This window comes from Rhodococcus yunnanensis NBRC 103083, from assembly GCF_001895005.1.
Taxonomy (GTDB): domain Bacteria; phylum Actinomycetota; class Actinomycetes; order Mycobacteriales; family Mycobacteriaceae; genus Rhodococcoides; species Rhodococcoides yunnanense.
The window spans coordinates 252,897-271,058 of sequence record NZ_BCXH01000001.1 but is presented as its reverse complement, the minus strand read 5'-3'; the positions used below and the strand labels follow the sequence as shown (position 1 = coordinate 271,058).

General features: G+C 63.3%; 15 protein-coding genes. 10 read left to right on the top strand and 5 right to left on the bottom strand.

All coding sequences use genetic code 11. The features are described 5' to 3' along the window. The first annotated feature begins 44 nt into the window (after window positions 1-44). Complete coding sequence (locus RY1_RS01275; protein WP_072801709.1) at window positions 45-1,067, top strand: LacI family DNA-binding transcriptional regulator; 1,023 nt, start codon at window positions 45-47, stop codon at window positions 1,065-1,067. Between the two features lie 2 nt (window positions 1,068-1,069). On the opposite strand, the gene RY1_RS01270 is transcribed toward RY1_RS01275, so the two are convergent. Then, the gene (locus RY1_RS01270) at window positions 1,070-2,416 is read right to left on the bottom strand and encodes a YhgE/Pip domain-containing protein (protein ID WP_072801708.1); all 1,347 of its coding nucleotides are present in this window, start codon (window positions 2,414-2,416) and stop codon (window positions 1,070-1,072) included. A gap of 126 nt (window positions 2,417-2,542) precedes the next feature. Further along, window positions 2,543-3,373: a class I SAM-dependent methyltransferase gene (locus tag RY1_RS01265; protein WP_072801707.1), complete on the bottom strand. Its 831-nt coding sequence runs from the start codon at window positions 3,371-3,373 to the stop codon at window positions 2,543-2,545. Window positions 3,374-3,494: 121 nt separating this feature from the next. Here RY1_RS01265 and RY1_RS01260 point away from each other — a divergent pair, with 121 nt between their 5' ends. Together RY1_RS01260 and RY1_RS01255 are read left to right on the top strand one after the other, a co-directional pair. Next, window positions 3,495-4,205, top strand: a complete 711-nt coding sequence (locus tag RY1_RS01260; RefSeq protein WP_072801706.1) for a winged helix-turn-helix transcriptional regulator — start codon at window positions 3,495-3,497, stop codon at window positions 4,203-4,205. 501 nt (window positions 4,206-4,706) lie between these two features. Then, window positions 4,707-5,726, top strand: a complete 1,020-nt coding sequence (locus RY1_RS01255) for a GGDEF domain-containing protein (protein WP_169914540.1) — start codon at window positions 4,707-4,709, stop codon at window positions 5,724-5,726. A gap of 15 nt (window positions 5,727-5,741) precedes the next feature. Here the strand turns inward: RY1_RS01255 and RY1_RS01250 are convergent, their stop codons facing one another. Then, window positions 5,742-6,470 carry a hypothetical protein gene (locus tag RY1_RS01250; protein ID WP_072801704.1) on the bottom strand — a complete coding sequence of 243 codons (729 nt, stop codon included), beginning with the start codon at window positions 6,468-6,470 and terminating at the stop codon, window positions 5,742-5,744. Window positions 6,471-6,695: 225 nt separating this feature from the next. On the opposite strand from RY1_RS01250, the gene RY1_RS01245 reads away from it, so the two are divergent. Beyond that, window positions 6,696-8,834 carry an Rv1355c family protein gene (locus RY1_RS01245; RefSeq protein ID WP_084727163.1) on the top strand — a complete coding sequence of 713 codons (2,139 nt, stop codon included), beginning with the start codon at window positions 6,696-6,698 and terminating at the stop codon, window positions 8,832-8,834. A 123-nt stretch (window positions 8,835-8,957) separates the two neighbouring features. Further along, complete coding sequence (locus RY1_RS01240) at window positions 8,958-9,818, top strand: DUF4436 domain-containing protein (RefSeq protein WP_084727101.1); 861 nt, start codon at window positions 8,958-8,960, stop codon at window positions 9,816-9,818. Window positions 9,819-9,866: 48 nt separating this feature from the next. On the opposite strand, the gene RY1_RS01235 is transcribed toward RY1_RS01240, so the two are convergent. Then, window positions 9,867-11,267 carry an FAD-binding oxidoreductase gene (locus tag RY1_RS01235; RefSeq protein ID WP_072802217.1) on the bottom strand — a complete coding sequence of 467 codons (1,401 nt, stop codon included), beginning with the start codon at window positions 11,265-11,267 and terminating at the stop codon, window positions 9,867-9,869. A gap of 176 nt (window positions 11,268-11,443) precedes the next feature. On the opposite strand from RY1_RS01235, the gene RY1_RS01230 reads away from it, so the two are divergent. After that, the gene (locus RY1_RS01230; protein ID WP_072801703.1) at window positions 11,444-13,744 is read left to right on the top strand and encodes a thiamine pyrophosphate-binding protein; all 2,301 of its coding nucleotides are present in this window, start codon (window positions 11,444-11,446) and stop codon (window positions 13,742-13,744) included. 13 nt (window positions 13,745-13,757) lie between these two features. Here the strand turns inward: RY1_RS01230 and RY1_RS01225 are convergent, their stop codons facing one another. Beyond that, complete coding sequence (locus tag RY1_RS01225) at window positions 13,758-14,270, bottom strand: VOC family protein (protein WP_072801702.1); 513 nt, start codon at window positions 14,268-14,270, stop codon at window positions 13,758-13,760. Between the two features lie 230 nt (window positions 14,271-14,500). On the opposite strand from RY1_RS01225, the gene RY1_RS01220 reads away from it, so the two are divergent. The 4 genes from RY1_RS01220 to RY1_RS01205 all read left to right on the top strand — a co-directional run bounded on the left by RY1_RS01220 (window position 14,501) and on the right by RY1_RS01205 (window position 18,109). Then, a complete protein-coding gene (locus RY1_RS01220; protein ID WP_072801701.1) occupies window positions 14,501-15,691 on the top strand; it encodes an acetyl-CoA C-acetyltransferase in 1,191 nt (396 codons plus the stop codon). Window positions 15,692-15,785: 94 nt separating this feature from the next. Continuing rightward, complete coding sequence (locus RY1_RS01215) at window positions 15,786-16,610, top strand: SDR family oxidoreductase (protein ID WP_072801700.1); 825 nt, start codon at window positions 15,786-15,788, stop codon at window positions 16,608-16,610. Window positions 16,611-16,746: 136 nt separating this feature from the next. Then, window positions 16,747-17,043, top strand: coding sequence for a DUF503 domain-containing protein (locus RY1_RS01210; RefSeq protein WP_072801699.1), 297 nt, complete (start codon window positions 16,747-16,749; stop codon window positions 17,041-17,043). A 91-nt stretch (window positions 17,044-17,134) separates the two neighbouring features. Beyond that, a complete protein-coding gene (locus tag RY1_RS01205; RefSeq protein ID WP_245819449.1) occupies window positions 17,135-18,109 on the top strand; it encodes an ABC transporter substrate-binding protein in 975 nt (324 codons plus the stop codon). Window positions 18,110-18,162 lie beyond the last annotated feature (53 nt).

The window sequence follows — 18,162 nt, the reverse complement described above, 5'->3', positions numbered from 1 at the left end:
TGCAATCAACCCGCAGATCCATCAACTTTCCCTCAGGAGATCCGATGCCCCACCCGTATCCGGTACGCGAGATCGCGCGACAGGCCGGGGTGAGCGAGGCAACGGTGGACCGCGTGTTGCACAAGCGTCCAGGAGTACGCGCGGGGACGGTACTGCAGGTCGAGCAAGCCATAGCCGACCTCGATCGCCAGCGCACGCAACTGCGACTGTCAGGACGCACGTTCATGGTCGACGTCGTGATGGATACACCCAACAGGTTCTCACGCCTCGTGCGGCAGTCCCTCGAGGCGGAGCTGCCCGCTCTTCGGCCGGCCGCGATACGTGCGCGTTTCCATCTTCGTGAGGGATGGCCCGTGGACGACCTCGTGGCCACCATGGATTCCATTGCCGACAAAGGTAGCCACGGCGTCGTTCTCAAAGCCCCCGACACCCCCGTGGTCGAGGCCGCCATCGATCGACTCACGGCCGCTGGGATTCCCGTTCTGACGCTCGTGACGGATGTTCCGGCGAGCAGCCGGATCGCCTACGTCGGGATGGACAATCGTGCGGCCGGCACCACGGCGGCGTACCTGACAGCTCAGTGGCTGAGGCATTCGGACGCTGCCGTGCTGGTCATGACCAGCCGCAACTTCTTCCGCGGCGAGGAAGAGCGAGAGATGGGTTTCAGGTCCGCGATGCGGGCTCAGGATGCGCGGCGCCGAATCGTGGAGATCTCGGACACCGACGGCCTCGATCAGTCGACTCGCCGGTTGGTCGCCGACGAGCTGGATCGAAGCCCGGACATCCGCGCGGTCTACTCCATCGGTGGTGGTAATTCCGGCATCCTCGACGCCTTCTCCGACGCCCGGCGAGAATGCGAGGTGTTCATCGGTCACGACCTGGGGCAGGAGAATCGCGCTCTTCTGCAGACCGGGCACCTGACGGCGGTGCTGCACCACGATCTGAGAGAAGACATGCGCTCTGCAGCACGGTCGATCATGACCTTTCACGGAGCCCTGCCCGGTGCGGTCGGAGCCGTGCGGTCGAAGATCGATGTCATCACCCCGCACAACATGCCGAGGCAATGACGTCAGGTTCCTCTCGAGGCCGCCGACCCCTCGTTGCGGCGTTCGTAGCCCTTGCGGTCGTAGTACCGGACGACGAGGAGTCCGAACGCGAGTCCGATGGCCATTCCCACCAGTGTCGCGGTGATGCCGTGTCCCAAACCCGCATCCCACCGCGCGTCGAAGTACAGGATCGACCGCACGGCGAGATACACCTGATGCATCGGTTCGAACTCCGAGAGCCATCCGAATATCCGCGGCGCGGCGCTGATCGGAACAGTCGCTCCTGCGGACGGCAATCCGAGGACGACGAACAGGATCAGGTTTATCAGCAGACCGAGCGCTCCGAACACCGACACGATGGACACAGCGGTGACGCCGACCGCGGTGATTGCCAGACTTCCGTACATCCACAACAGCAACGAGTGCTGCGAGGGCATCCCGAGGGACGTCGATATCCACAGGTACAGACCGGAGACGACGAGGCCGAGAACCGCCATGAGCGCCCACTTCACGAGCATCGTCTGAAGCCGCGTGATCTGTGCGGCCCGGCCGTGCCGAAAGAAGGGACCGAACTCCGTCGGCGTGAAGCCGAGGGCGCTGTCGACCAATGCACTGACGACCATTGCACCGGTGAACCCGGCAAGCAGCAGCAACAACGCATAGTAGAAGGCGGACAGCCCGAGGCCCGTGCCGCCGGGAAGCGGGTTGTGTGCGGTGACGATGATGTCGATCGGATCGGCGAGGGTCAGCGCAGCAGCTCCGGAGATCACCGCGTCGGGTGACGGTCCGAGTCGGGCGTCGACGGCCTCCGTGAGTCGAGTGCCCACCTGCTTGTTCGCTTCGCCGAGTGCTTGGTCTCCGATAGCGCTGAAGAGGGACGAACCGAGAGTTCCTGCCCGCGGGTTGGTGTACACGGTGATCACCGGCTTCTCGACCTCCCCGGCGACCACGCTCGCCGTGCCGAGGATCGACAGTCGCTTCGTGAAGTCGCTGGGAATCACGATGGCGCCGAACACTTCACCGCTGTCGAGTTGGTCCTGCGCCTCGGCGATTCCCAGTTGTCGGAGGTCGACGGTGTCCGGATCGATTCCGGATACGAGTGCATCTCTGATGTCGTTGCCGAAGTTCGCCTGTTCACCGGTTGCCAGAACGTCGCCCTCGTCGCTGACGACGAGGGCGACCGGAAAGTCGTGCAGACTCTTCTTCGGATCCAGAATTCCGCCCATGTAGACCGCCGCGAGAACCGACATCAACACCGACACCACGACGATCGGTGTGATCCAGAACCGGAGGCTGCGGACGGCCGTTTCACCGGCGCCGGTAACTGCTTCACGTTCGTGGCGTGCCAGTCCAGAACCCTCGTCCGTCATGTGGCTCCTTCGATCCGGTCGATCGATCCTCACGAAACAGTACGTTCAGCACAGGCCTGTGCTGGCGAGAATCGATAATCGACCGACGGAAACCAGCGTCGGGACGGCCGTCACCCAGCACCGATCTCATCCAGCGCGTCGACCGGTGACCAACAGATACTCCCAGTGCATTCGTGTCCCATCGAAGAACTCCGTCGCCAGATCCTCCAGTGCGGCATCGAGCTCCTTCACCTTCTCCGGCTCTGCAGCGATGCGCTGATACACAGCGATCGTCGGACCGTACTTTGCTTTGAAGTAGTCACGAAACGCGGCTGGGCGATCGAAGGCATCGACGTCGAGTTGCCGTACTTCACAACGTAAGTCGACCACTCGGTCACCGAACAACTCGCGAATGTGCGCTCGGTCACCCCACAGCGGAGGCGGTTGCGCGCCGGGAGGTGGCGGCGCGGCGTAGGGCTTCATTACCGCGAACATCCGGCCGATGAACCCGGACGGTGTCCAATCGATCAATCCGATCGCCCCTCCTGGGCGGGCAACTCTGATCAGCTCGTCTGCAGCGACCTGGTGATGCGGCGCGAACATCACTCCGACACACGAGATCACCGCGTCGAATTCACCGTCTGCGAACGGCATTGCCTCTGCGTCGGCTTCGCGCCACTCGATCTCGAGTCCTCGGTCGGATGCACTACGTCGACCGGCCTCGAACAACTCCGGTGTGAGATCGCCTGCTACGACGCGTGCGCCTCGTGCCGCGGCAGCGAGCGCGGCATTTCCGCTACCGGCAGCCACATCGAGCACTCGCTGACCTGTCGAGATCGAACAGGCCTCGGCGAGGATCGGTCCGAGATCACCTATCACCTCGGAAGCCACGGCCGGATAGTCGCCCATCCCCCACATCGACCGGTGTGCCTCTTTCACTGCCCGATCGGCAGCGACTGTGTCCACGAATTCAGTCATGTCACTTTCCCTCCCATCTGGTTGTACTTGAATGGTAGGAACCTGACAGCGCCCGTCTCCAGTACTGAATCTGTACTGCTCGCCCTGGTGATGAGCATCGGACGGGCATAAAATTCGGGTTATGGGGGCGACCTACCACCAGTTCTGCCCCGTCGCCAAGGCGATGGAGTTGTTCGACGAGCGCTGGACCCTGCTGGTCGTGCGAGAACTCGTTCTCGGAAGCAAACGGTTCAACGATCTTCGCCGGGGACTCCCCCGCATGTCCCCGAGCCTGCTGTCCAAGCGGCTACATCAGCTCTCTGCTGCCGGTGTCGTCGAAAGGCGGACCGTCGGCGACGAAGTGCATTACACCCTCACCGATGCAGGACTGGAACTGCGATCGGTCGTCGAAGCTCTCGGATCCTGGGGTGCTCGATGGATCGGAACGCTGGGCGATTCGGATCTCGATCCGCGGCTGCTCATGTGGGACATGCATCGACGTGTCGATACCTCGGCGGTTCCGGTCGGACGGACTGTCGTGAAGTTCAGAATTCGTGATGTGCAACAAAGAGCCGGGGATTGGTGGTTGGTCCTCGATGGTCACGACGTGGACATCTGCGACGTCGATCCAGGCTTCGACGTGTCGCTGACCGTCTCGGCCACGTTGCGCGGGCTGACCGAGATCTGGAGTGGTGACATGTCGTGGCACGAGGCCCTCAGGGCGGAGGTGCTCGGCATCTCTGGGCCCGAGAGTCTGCGGCGCGGCTTCCCCGGTTGGTTCGTCCTGCCGCGCACATCCGACGTACGGCGAGCTCTGCCTGGCCGCCCCAGCATCAGCAGCGCCGATTCCTGACGTCGACCAGCTGCATGTTTTTGCGACCGACGGTCGCATCCGCAACGGCGTAGTGCACCGAATCGCCGACGGCGCTGGAGTTCTCCGTGAGACCTGTCGGTTTCATTCTCGAGTCGGTTACGTACCCGATGGATAGCGGCGACGAAAAACGAATTCGGTCCGTATTGTCGTGCGCATCGCGACTTGCACGAGTCGTTCGATCCCGGCAGGGCCGCATTGTGATCTACTACAAGATCAACATGTTGGGGCGCTGTTGCTCGGTGCGCTACGGAGAAGGTGTGGAGGCTGTGATCGTGTTCCCGGAGGTGCGCGGTGTCGTGGGTATCACGGGGGTGGCTTTCACGTCAGCGGGCAGCGACCCAACCCACGAACTCCGCGATGCTGTCGGGTAACGCGTTGGGTCGACAGACAACGGAACCCGTGCCGACTGTCACGGAACCCTCGTTTCCGAGACGGTGGGCGCAGTGGTGGTGGAGCCGATCCGACGCACGGTCCACGGCAGTGTTGTTCAGTACATCCGGGGCTCTTCCGCTGCCCGCGTTGGCTTTGCTTTCTGCGGATTTTCTCAAGCCAGGAGCACTGCCCAGTCTCCTCGTGGTCTGGGTGTGCACTGTCATCAGCTTCGTATCGACGTTGGTCATGGGCAGACTGACGGACCGAGCATTTGCAATGCTGGGTTTCCTCGGGATGACCGGCATCGCGGTCGCGGCCTATCTGGTGACGGACCCGGCAGCGGCGAGAGCGATCGTCACCTTGCTGTCGGCCATTCCGGCGATCGCGGCCATGGCCTCCACGCCACGGGTTGTCGCATGGTCGACCACGTACGCAATCCTCCTTGCTTCGCTTGTGTCGGTGGCCGAGGCGACGTCGTTCTCCGCGGCACTGGTGGCGTGCGGCGTAGGAGTCACTGTGATCGTGTTGCCGGTGTTCATGGTGGCTGCTCTGCGTCTGTCGTTGGAACGGGCAGTGACGCGCGCGGCGCATCTTGCGGAGATCGATCCGCTGACCGGACTGCTGAACCGGCGCGGCTTCTACGCGCGGACCGCCCGGATCTTGATCGATGCCGCTCACGCCGAAACCGAAATCGGATGCGCGTTGATCGACATCGACCACTTCAAGTCCATCAACGACAAACGGGGACACGCAAGCGGCGATGCCGTTCTGGTCGACACGGTCGACGTCATGAACGAGATGATCCCATCCGGGTCTCTCACTGCCCGCCTCGGCGGTGAGGAATTCATCATCTTGACGATGGTGGACTCGGTCGACGAGTGGACCGACATCGTCGAAAGAATTCGCCGTGAGGTCGAGAAGTCTACCGATGTGACGATCAGCATCGGTGCGGTGTCCGCACCGGTGCTGATCGATCGCGGATCCGGCGATTCCACCGAGACGATCATCGACCAACTTTCCACTGCTGCCGATCGGATGCTCTACAAGGCCAAGTCCGGCGGCCGGAATCTCGTCATCAGCGAATCGATGCCCAGGTGCAGGCTCTTCGTTGCGCAGACCAGATCGTGAGCCGAGGCCTGCATCTCACGCGGCCGCGGACGTCGCCGACCTGTCCAACGCGCGCGCATCACGACGCATCAGAGACAGCACGACCGGTTGCGCGTCGTCCTGGATCGAGTGCCTGTCCCACCACATGATGCGGGTTTTGTATCTCGCGTCGGGATACGCGGCGTGCGGAACGGATTCGGCGACGCGTCCACCGGACGACTCCCATCGTCGGAGCACGTGTTCGGCCGCAGTCGCCATGACCCACCGCACGTCCATGGCATCCATCGTTGGAATGGCGACGCGCGCGAGTGCGCCTGCCACCAGTCCGGGATCGGTGGCATGGGAACCGACCCAGGCCGTTTTCATCTCCACGACACCGTCGCCCACGCGCGAATCGATCATCGATCTGATCATGTCTCGCCCCGGATTTCCGGCCCACTCCGTCAGCGCGTGCGATTGCTCGGCACGTTGATACGCACCCTGGCCGCGGACTCCGCCGACGACGTCGCCCGCTCTGTCGATCGTGGCGAAGAACAGGGCAGTTTCGGCGCCGATTCGACGCGCGTCCTGCTCCATCGCCATCGTCACACCATGCTTTTCGTACGACCTGCGCGCGCCGCGCAGGAACTCGGCCCACAACCCAGGATCTTCACGCGGGGTGGTTCGTACGAGACCGAGGCCCGTGGAGTCGTCGAAAATTTCGGCTCTGCCCACATCGCAGGGCGCAGTTCGAAATGCCGTTCGGTCGAGGGAAGAGACAGTCATGAAGAGACCTTTCGCGTGTAGCGCCCGTCGTTACTCGGACGCCATGAGGGGACCGACGAATGTCGGCGAGGGCCACTGCGATGCGGTGCACCGTGTTCGATTGTGGGCGGTGAAAGGGCCACCGCACAACGCAGGCAGCTATCCCCGCCGGTTCCGCAACCGAAGAACAGTAGAAGATGAAACAACCGGATGTCTCACGCAGTCCCGTCGCCCCGAGAGGAACCGATGAATCACAGCACGTCCCCAGCGAGTAGTTCGACGGGAAGAATCGACATTTCCTCCGCCGTATTTCTCACCGACGTCCAACTCGAACAGGTGCGCGCCGAGGGAACACGGATGCTCGACACCACAGACGAACAGCTCGCCTCGCTCCGATCACTCACTCCCCCGCCGTCCGACGAGGCTCTTGCCGAGCAGCCTCGCTGGGTGCACTACCCGTGGCGATCGACCGCAGTTCGCGTACTCGGCCCAGCCGGCTTCCACCGACTGAGATTGGATCGCAATCGGAACAAGATCACCGCGTCCGAGCAGGACAGGCTGCGGCAACTGTCCATCGGTGTCGTCGGACTCTCGGTCGGACACACAGTGGCCTACGCACTGGCGATGGAAGGCCTGTGTGGTTCACTCGATCTCGTCGACTTCGACGACGTCGATCTGTCGAATCTCAACCGAATCCCGGTCTCTCTTGCCGATCTGGGTGTGAACAAAGCGATCGTGGCTGCTCGGCGAATTGCCGAAATCGATCCTTACCTCCCGGTGCGCGTACGGACCGACGGAATTGGGACAGACAACATCGACGACTTCCTCGACGGGCTCGACCTGGTGTTGGAGGAATGCGATTCGTTCGACGTCAAGGTACTGGTCCGCGAACGGGCGCGCGCGCGACGGATTCCCGTTGTCATGGAAACCAGCGACCGTGGGGTGCTCGACGTGGAGCGTTTCGACCTCGAGCCGGATCGGCCACTGTTCCACGGTCTTGTCGGTGATATCGACAGCACGTCGCTGGCGGATCTGACTGCCAGGCAGAAGGTTCCGTTGGGTTTGCGCATTCTCGATCCGAAGGCACTGTCCACACGAATGGCTGCATCGCTTCTCGAAATGGGCAGAACACTGTCGACGTGGCCGCAGCTCGGCGGCGATGTCCTGCTCGGTGGCGCATCGGTCGCGGCTGCGGTTCGACGTTTCGGGTTGGGAGAGCCTCTTCCGTCGGGTCGGATCCGCATCGATGTCGACGACACGCTGGATCTGCTGGGAGACGTGCCCGTCGTGACGCGCGAGGTCACGCGAGAACAAGACGAGCGTCCTTCGCCGGTTGCGGTGTACCGGACTCTCGACACGGCCTCTGCGATATCGTTCGCCGCCGGCCGGGCCCCGTCAGGCGGCAATGCGCAGCCGTGGTCTCTCGACGTCGACGACTCGGGAATCACTCTGCGAGTCGATCCCGCTCGTTCGTCTTCGGTCGACATTGCCTACCGCGGCAGTTTCGTCGCACTCGGTGCCGCCGTCCACAACGCGATTGCAGCCGCGACAGACCGCGGCGTACTCGGCGACGTGGTGGTGACCGGACACGGTGTCGACACCGCGGTTCGGGTCGAGTTCGGGACCGAGGGACACGCGCGCAGCGGACTCGACATCACGCACGTGCTGGCTCGGGCGACCAACCGCGCCGCGCCCATCGCCGCATCGATGTCTCTCGCCGATGCAGAGGAACTCGGCGCTGTAGCCGATGGCGCGGACGCACGGGCAATCGTGATCATCGATCCGGGGACCATCGACGAGGTCGCCGACATCGTCGCTGCAGGCGATCGCATCAGATTTCTCACCGGTCCGCTTCACGGGGAGATGATCAGCGAACTGCGATGGCCGGAGACCGGCGCGGACCTCTCGGCACACGGAGACACCGGGATCGAGGTCACGTCGTTGGGGATCGCCGCAGACGAGCTGATCATGCTCGACGTTCTCGCCAGATCGGACGTGATGGGCGCGCTGGCGGACTGGGACGCCGGATCGATGCTGGGACGGGACACACACGATCGGATCAGCGGAAGTTCCGCCGTGGTCGCCGTTGTGGTGGACGGTGAGACGCCTGCCGATTACATCCGCGGCGGCCGAATCGCACAGTCATTGTGGGTCGACGCCGAACGACGTGGATACGCAGTACATCCGATCACCCCACTGTTCCTGTACGCGAACCGGGCAGAGGAGATCGAATCCATTTCCTCTGATCGTGGCACGGAGCTACAGGACTTGTCGACGTCCCTCGGCACGACGCTCGGCGTCCTCGACAGTGAGCGGATCGCGCTGCTGCTTCGGGTCTTCCGTACCGATTCCGCGCCTGAGCCGAGCCGAAGACTGTCCCTCTGATCGCACACCGCTCGGGCCCCGCACTCGAAATCGACTCGCGCCGCGCTCGCGCGCAATAGACTTGCCGCGAATCGGAGCCCGACCGCGGTGCCCGAAAGGTCGAGGCCGAGAGAGGCTTACCCCGTGGGTGCTGATGACGAGGGCACGGCCCGTGGCCGAGCGTGGACGTGGCGTGGCATTGTCATAGCGGTTCTCGCGGTGGTGACCTACGTCGGTGTCGTATTCGCATACGCGAGCGGAAGCGACACCGACACACCCGATCTACGGGAGCCGGAGAGTTCAGGTGCGCTCGTCTATCTCGATGTCGATGCAGTGGACGGCGAGAACTTCTCGATCGGCGCTCGGGTGTCCGTCTATCCGGGGAGTTCACTGCTGGACGCGAACGGATATCTCGTCGACGATGTGGAGGTCGATCTGTCTCCGACGGCGATCGACGGACCACTCCAGTTCCCGAGCGGCACCAGAGTCGGCGCGCTTCCGGTGACCTTGTACTCCGACGGAGACATCACCCAGTGGCCTTTCGACTCGCAACAGGCCACCGATGTCGTGGTACGCGTGCTCCGTGATTCCGGATCAGGGCCGGTGCCTGTTCCAGCGCAGGTTGCGGTCACGAATTCCTTGACAGGCTGGAACATCGACGCCGGTGACACCGATCCCTCGTCGGGTCAGTCGTTCGACATCACGGCGCACCGAACAGCCGGATCACTGATCTTCGCCCTCGCGGTCTGCGCCGTCCTGCTGGTTCTACCGCTGTGCGCGCTGTTCGTGACGATTCAGACGATTCGGAATCGCAAGAAATTCCAACCACCGATGGTCACGTGGTTCGCCGTCATGTTGTTCGCGGTACTCCCCATCCGAAACCTGTTCCCTGGCAATCCCCCGATAGGGTCCTGGGTGGATTACACGCTCGTACTGTGGGTCGTCGCCGGTTTGGCCACGGCAATGGCACTGTATGTCCTCGCCTGGTGGCGGCAAGCACCGTGACGCCCCTGCAGGTGTCAGAGCGGGTACGGTGTCAGAGCGGGTACGGCGTCAGAGCGGGTACGTAGCGAATACTCCGGTGGGATCGTGCTGCCGTCGCGCAGCGCGGAGCCTACTCAGGTTGCCCCCGAACGCGGCGGCCGTTTCGTCGTCGGTCTCGGTGAATCCCGGCCGGACTTCGACGCTGTAGACGCCGGTTCTGTGGCCGGACAGCGCCGACAGTGTGTCGCGCGCCCACGACGTGCACGCAGGTCCGTCGGCGGGGTCGTCCCAGATTGCGTTGAGAGGGATGTTCCATTCGCTGCTGCGGCCCCAGAATGCCGTGTCGGTGTCGCCGATGTCGGAGAGCGCTCCCCCGGTCTGCTGAAAGTCGATCCGACAGGCTCGAGTGGGTGCACGTGATATCTGGTGGGCCAGCGCCTCGGCCACCTGTGCGTCGAGGGTAGGTCCGACGAACAATGCTTTTCCGAAGAACGACCCGCGCCGGTCACCTGGCTGAGGAAGCGACATGGGCGCCGGGTCCGTCCCACCTCGGCCAGGCGGCGAATACTGTGGCAGCCCCGACAGGTAGCGGCCGGTCGTTTCCGAGCGGTAGTGGTGCTCGCTCGATGCTCGGGCGACCTCGGTTGCCGCGCAGCGGCCGACGTCGATGTCGGCGGGATCCCGACTCGCGCATGCGGTGTACACGAAGAACACCGGACGACCCGGTGCCGAATCGCTGTATCCGAGCACCGCTCCCATGCTCGTGTGGCGCGGAAGTTGCGGTGCGATCCGAAAATAGGTCGGCAGAGCGTCGAGTCCGATCAGCATTCGGTCGACCCACATGGTGCCGACCTCGTGCGTGCGCAGTGTTGCCGAGACGATCACCCCGAACGGCGGTGCGCACCCACGGACGGCCCACCACAGTTCGGCCTCCTCCCCTCTGCTCTCATGCGACAACCGAGCCGACTCTCCGTCCGGCAACACCAATTCGACCTCGCTGAGATGATCGAGTGTCAGTCCGAGGCTCCTGGTGTAATAGCCGATTCCGCCCCGCGCGATCAAGCCGAACCCAGCGTGTTCGGCAATCCCGACGGGGACGATTCGACGAGCGGGTGCCATGGCGTCGAGCATCGTGCCCACTGTCGAGCCACCATCGACCACCACTGCCTCGCCCTGTGGGCGCGCGCTGTTCATGAAGACGGACAGATCCATCATGATCGACCCGTCGGCAACACAATTCGAACTGAGGCCACCTCCGCGAACCGTCACCGTGCTTCCGGTGCGGCCGGCGATTCGCACGACGGTCGCAACGTCCGCGGCGCTGGTCGGGGTCACCACACACGACGGTGATCGGCGCGAGGCATCGGGAAAGAACGTACGCCCCAGAGATTCGCGGTACCCCGTCGAGTCAGGGGGATGTGCCAGCGCGCCGAGCTCTTCCGTCAACAGCGCTGTCGACTCGGACTCGATGCTCACGTGCGTCCTCCGAACTCCGCACGGCTGCGGACGACGGTTCGATTCCGGACCGTCGCCCGGCGCGTTGCTCATCGTATGCCCGAATTGCATGGCCCGAATCGTATCGACTCCGTTCCATTCCCCTCGATCTTGCATACAGTGAAAGTGGTCCAGATCTGCGAGGAGCCCCGATGACATCGCCGTGCAACAGCGACACACTTGCCGAGATCGAACGACGAGTGCTGTGGTTGTCCACCTCGATGATTCACCACGCCAACCGAATCCGGCCCAACCCGTCCGGACTGAAGGTGGGAGGCCACCAGGCCTCGTGCGCGTCGATCGTCACCATCATGACGACCCTGTGGTTCGAACAGCTGCGACCCGGAGACCGAGTCTCGGTCAAGCCCCACGCATCTCCGGTCCTGCACGCGATCAACTACCTGCTCGGCGGGCTCGACGAGTCCTACCTCCCCACTCTGCGGCAGTTCGGAGGGTTGCAGTCCTATCCGAGCCGAAGCAAGGACCCCGACTCGGTCGACTACTCGACGGGGTCTGTCGGAATAGGAGCGACTGCGCCGATATGGGGCGCGATCGCGCGGCGCTACGTCGACACCGCGTTCGGTAGCACGGGTGTCGGCAGGCAGTACTCGTTGGTCGGCGATGCCGAGTTGGACGAGGGCGCGGTGTGGGAAGCGGTGATGGACAGCTCCGTGGCCGAACTCGGTGAAATCGTATGGATCGTCGACCTCAACAGGCAGTCGCTCGATCGCGTCGTTCCGAACATCGCCGCAGATCGACTGGGCAGAATGTTCGACGCAGCCGGTTGGCAGGTGATCACCGTCAAGTTCGGTGCACTGCTCGAGTCGCTGTTCGAACGCCCGGGTGGCTCCGAGCTTCGGCGCCGGATTCTGGACATGCCGAACGCCGAGTACCAGCGACTTCTTCGATGTACCGCAGAGGAGTTGCGCCTCAGACTGCCTGGCGACGGCCACTCCGCACCCGCCGTCGAGAAGACGATCGCAGATCTGGACGACGCGACGTTGCTCCGTGCGATCCGGAACCTCGGAGGCCACGACGTCGACGCACTCCGGGATGCGTATTCGCGGATCGACGACACACGCCCCACGGTCATCATCGCGTACACCATCAAGGGCCATGCACTGCCGACGGAAGGCCATCCACAGAATCACTCGTCGTTGCTCAGCTCCGACCAATACGACGATCTGGCGCACGCACTCGGCGCCGATCCCGACGATCCGTGGCGCCGATTCGACACCGGATCCGATTCAGCGACAGTCTGCGCGTCCACCTCGGCTGCATTGACACGACCGCCCGTCGATTCGGAGGAGCCGCCGTCGGTGCCGGAAGACATGGGCCGAACCCCGTCGGGGATTTCGACGACTCAGGCTGCGTTGGGCCGAGCACTTCTCGATCTGACTCGTGCTGCACCGGACGCAGCGAGACGGGTAGTGACCGTCAGCCCGGATGTGAGTTCGACGACCAACCTCGCCGGTTGGCTCAACAAGGTCGGCGTGTGGTCACCGCACGAGCGTCGGGATTGGTTCGCCGACGACGCGGAGACGATCATGCACTGGCGTGAGAAGCCGACGGGCCAACACATGGAGCTCGGTATCGCCGAGACCAACCTCGTCGGCTTGATGAGTGAGCTGGGCACGACGTGGAGCCGCTGGGGCCAACCGTTGTTCCCCATCGGGGTGATGTACGACCCATTCGTCGAGCGCGCTCTCGAGCCGTGGTCGTTCGGTATTTACGCCGGCGGGCAATCGATACTCGTCGGCACGCCGTCCGGTGTGACGCTCGCGGCCGAAGGCGGTGCACACCAATCGATCACGACACCGTCGATCGGTCTCGAACAGCCTGGGTGCGTCAGTTACGAACCGGCGTTCGCGATCGACACCGAATGGATACTGTTCGCGTGTATCGGCAGGCTGGGGCGCCCGGACGGCACGTCGTCCTATCTTCGCTTGTCGACACGTCCGGTCGATCAGACTCTCGCCGCGGTCCCCTCCGACCCGTCTGCACGCGAACACCGTCGGCGTCATGCCGTCGCGGGTGCGTACACGATGCGACGGAACCCCGAGTGCGCGGTCGTCCTGGTGGGGATGGGAGCAGTGGTGACCGACACGCTCGTCGCTGCGGATCGTTTGTCCGAGATGGGGATCGCAGCCGACGTCGTGTGCGTCACCAGCCCTGGACTCATCTTCGAGGCCCTACAGGCGCGGCGTGGGCACGGAACTGCCGCCTCGTGGATTCTCGACCACGTCTTCCCTGCAACGCGCACTGCGCCCGTGGTCACCGTTCTCGACGGGCACCCGCACACACTCGCATTCCTGGCGGGCATCAACGGCGTTCGCGGGTCGGCACTCGGGGTGACTGGATTCGGGCAGGTCGGCTCTCTCGACGACGTGTATCGGTACCACGGCATCGATGCCGATGGAATCGTTTCTGCCGCTCTGGATCTCGTGACCTGAACGACGATCGCTCCTAGAGGACGTGGTTGCCGTACATCTCTCCCAGTGGGTCCGAGATGAGCTCGATGCGGGCGCCGTCGGGATCGCGGAAGTACAGGGAGACCTCACTGTGCTCGATGAACTCGATCTTCTCGCCGATCAGCTTGTCTCGCAGTGCTTCCCAACGCGAAGGTTCGACACTGATCGCGACGTGATGCAGCCCGCCCAATACTTCCCTGTACGGCCCGACGTCCAGTCCGGGAAAGTCGAAGAAGGCGAGCAGATTTCCATTTCCGATGTCGAAGAAGAAATGCGACGAGCCTGGATAGTCGCGGTTCTCGATCAGCTCGGTCAGAGGAAATTCGAGCAAACCCTGGTAGAAGCGAATCGTTGCTTCGACATCGGAACTCACGAGCGCGGTGTGATGGAGCCCGCGGGCCGAAGACTTCGGTCGAGTCTCGGGCGGTGCCAGGTACTCGGCACGTATCCGGGCACGCTCACTATCGGAGCGCACCGATCGCGCACTCTCGGAATCTGTGGTGGTCATGGGCCCAGCCCTTTCGCGTTGTCCATCTCGTACTCGACAGTATTTCAGATCGTTGCTGTGTCAACTATTCGATTCTTCACTCGACGCCGTTCACTGAGTGGACGGATAGTCTGGGGTCGCCCACGATACGAGCAGTTCTCGTTCGGGCGCACCACAACCCTTTCGGTGAACCGCGATTCCGGTGTTGACTTGTGACGTCTGGTTCGTCGTGAAGCTCCCGGAGGATTGTCGTGGTCACTTCTGTCATCGTTGCCGGGGCTCGGACCCCTGTCGGACGCCTGATGGGTTCGTTGAAGGATCTGTCGGGTTCGGAACTCGGCGGTATCGCCATCAAAGGCGCCCTCGACAAATCCGGGATAGCACCCGAATCCGTCGAATACGTCATCATGGGCCAGGTCCTCACCGCAGGCGCAGGCCAGATCCCCGCCCGCCAAGCCGCCGTCGCAGCAGGAATCCCGATGGACGTCCCCGCACTGACCATCAACAAGGTCTGCCTGTCCGGAGTCACCGCCATCGCCATGGCCGACCAACTGATCCGCGCAGGCGAATTCGACATCGTCGTCGCCGGCGGACAGGAATCGATGACCCAGGCACCACACATGCTCGAAAAATCGCGCGCCGGATTCAAATACGGCGACGTCACCCTCAAAGACCACCTCGCCTACGACGGCCTCTACGACATCTTCACCGACCAAGCCATGGGCGGACTGACCGAATCACGCAACAACGGCGACCTCGCCTCCACCCGCGAAGAACAAGACGCCTTCGCCGCCGCCTCCCATCAACGCGCCGCCGCGGCATGGAAGAACGGCATCTTCGACAACGAAGTGGTCCCCGTCACGATCCCGCAACGCAAAGGCGAGCCGATCGTCTTCGCCCGCGACGAAGGAATCCGCGCCGACACCACCACCGACACACTGGCAGGACTGCGCCCAGCCTTCTCCAAGACCGGCACCATCACCGCAGGCAACGCCTCGACCATCAACGACGGCGCCGCCGCGGTGATCGTGATGAGCAAAACCAAAGCCGAAGCACTCGGACTGGACTGGATCGCCGAAATCGGAGCCCACGGCGTCGTCGCCGGTCCGGACTCGTCGCTGCAGTCCCAACCGGCACGGGCCATCGTCGCAGCCTGCACCAAGGAAGGCATCGACCCGGCCGATCTCGATCTCATCGAAATCAACGAAGCGTTCGCGGCCGTCGGGATCGCCTCGGCACGCGAGCTCGGTATCGACGAGTCGAAGGTCAACGTCAACGGCGGCGCCATCGCGATCGGGCACCCACTCGGAATGTCCGGGGCACGTATCGCACTGCACCTCGCACTCGAACTGGAGCGCCGCGGCGGCGGAATCGGCGCAGCCGCACTCTGCGGCGGCGGCGGACAAGGCGACGCCCTCATCATCCGCGTACCCAAGAAGTAACACACCCGTCGGGGAATGGCCGAGGGTGTGATCGGCGTTGCACGCAACCGGACACGCCGCGGACACGGCGTGCGTAGAGGAGAAGGGTTCGAGCATGGCAGACAAAGTCTGGTTCATCACCGGTACATCCCGTGGATTCGGACGTGAATGGGCGATAGCAGCCCTCGAGCGTGGTGACAAAGTCGCCGCAACCGCGCGGGACACCTCGACACTCACCGATCTCGCCGACAAATACGGCGACGCGCTGCTACCGATACAGCTCGACGTCACCGACCGCGCCGCCGACTTCGCGGCAGTCGAACGCGCGCACGCTCATTTCGGCCGGCTCGACATCGTCGTCAACAACGCCGGTTACGGTCTGTTCGGTTTCGTCGAAGAAGTCAGTGAACAGCAGGCTCGGGACCAGCTCGAGACCAATGTATTCGGCGCACTCTGGATTACACAGGCAGCGCTGCCATTTCTGCGTGCACAGCGCAGCGGCCACATCCTGCAGGTCTCCTCGATCGGCGGGATCAGCGCATTCCAGAATGTCGGCCTGTACCACGCCTCGAAGTGGGCGTTGGAAGGTTTCTCGCAGTCACTCGCCCAGGAAGTCGAATCTTTCGGAATCCATGTGACATTGATCGAGCCAGGCGGTTTCTCGACCGATTGGAGTGGATCTTCGTCCGCCCGAGCAACCGAACTTCCCGCGTACGCGGAGGCACACGAAGCCGCCAATGCGGCACGCGCACAACGCACGTCGAAGCCCGGCGACCCACAGGCCTCGGCGCGCGCGATACTCAAGGTCGTCGACGCCGACGTGCCGCCGCTGCGCGTCTTCTTCGGCGAGGCGCCGTTGGCAATCGCCAAGGCGGACTACGAGAGTCGTCTTGCGAACTGGGAACAGTGGCAACCCGTCGCCATCGAAGCTCAGGGCTGACCCGGCCCGAACAGAGGTCGAGCTCGGGGGTGGACGACTGCCACCCCCCGAGCTCGATCTGTATCTCAGCTCATCCACACGGTGATCGTGCGGGCGCGTTTGTGCGTCCGCGCACTGAGCCTTAGGCTTCGGTGCGATGTGGATCGGATGGATCGAACTCGACTTTCTCCTGGGCGACGTGCACTCCTTGAAGGAGAAGCGTTCGCTGATTCGCCCGATCGTGGCGGAGATGCAACGCAAGTATTCCGTGTCGGTCGCCGAAGTCGATCATCTCGAACTGCATCGTCGCGCAGGCATCGGTGCATCCGTCGTCGCAGCCGATTCGGTACACGTGTCCGAGGTGCTCGACCGAATCGAGCGACACGGCGCGTCCCGCCCCGAGGTACAGCTCATTTCTGCGCGTCGGCGAATCGTCCGCGCCGATGACATCTGAACCGTCCGCGCGAGGCCATTCGGGTACCGAGTGAACTGAACATTCTTCGACTACTTAGGATTGCCTGACCTATTAGATCGAGGAGCTTCACGTGCGCATTGGGCGTTCCATCTTCACCACATTCGCGGCCACCGTTGCGGTCGCAGGTTTGCTCGCTGGGTGTACTTCCGGCGATTCCTCCGATGCCGACGCAGAGACGCGCACCGTCGAGACCGTGTACGGATCCATCGAGGTACCGGCGTCTCCCGACCGTGTGGTCGCAGCGTCGTACGACACACCCTGGCAGCTGATGTCCCTGGGCGTGAAGCCTGTCGCCACGCAGGACTACTCGAGTTGGATCGAGGAATTCACGCCGGCTCAGCAAGAGTTCGTCGACGGACTACCCACCATCGGGCCGTTCGGCGAATACAACTTCGAAGCAATCGCATCCGCGGATCCCGACGTCATCGTCGGCGATGCAGACGAGATCGATCAGGCCACGTACGACCAGCTGGCCACCATCGCACCGACGGTAGTGGTCAAGGGCGACAGCCGAGGAGATTGGCAGAAGATCACCACCGACCTCGCGTCGGCCCTGGGCCGAGACGACGAGCTGAACGACTCGAAGGCCGCCTACGAGGCCACACTGGATCGAGTGAAATCGGAGTACGCCGACGTCATAGGCGGCAACGAGTGGGCGCACATCTCCCTCGGTGACGAGGAGGGACAGTTCTCCATTCAGCAACCGACCGGAGCGATCGGCAATCTGGTCGTCAACGAATTGGGCCTGAAGTACGGGCCGGGCATCCCCACCGATTACACCGATCGGGGGTACGAGTCGTACTCGTTCGAACAGATCCCCGACATCCTCGCAGGCGTCACCGTAATTCTGTTCCCGCTGAACGCCGACGGCTCGACCAGCGAGACCGTGCAGGCCGTTCTCGACAACACACTGTTCGGTCGGATTCCCGCTGCGCAGGCCGGACACGTGTACGGCCTGGTATCGAGCGTGACCGACTACGACACCGCTGACAATTGGCTCGGCGAGGTGGAGTCGACGGTCCTGCAGCCTCTGTCCGCAGCCTGACGTACCAGGTGACCGAGAGAACCTCTCGTCCTGCACACCAGGACGAGAGGATC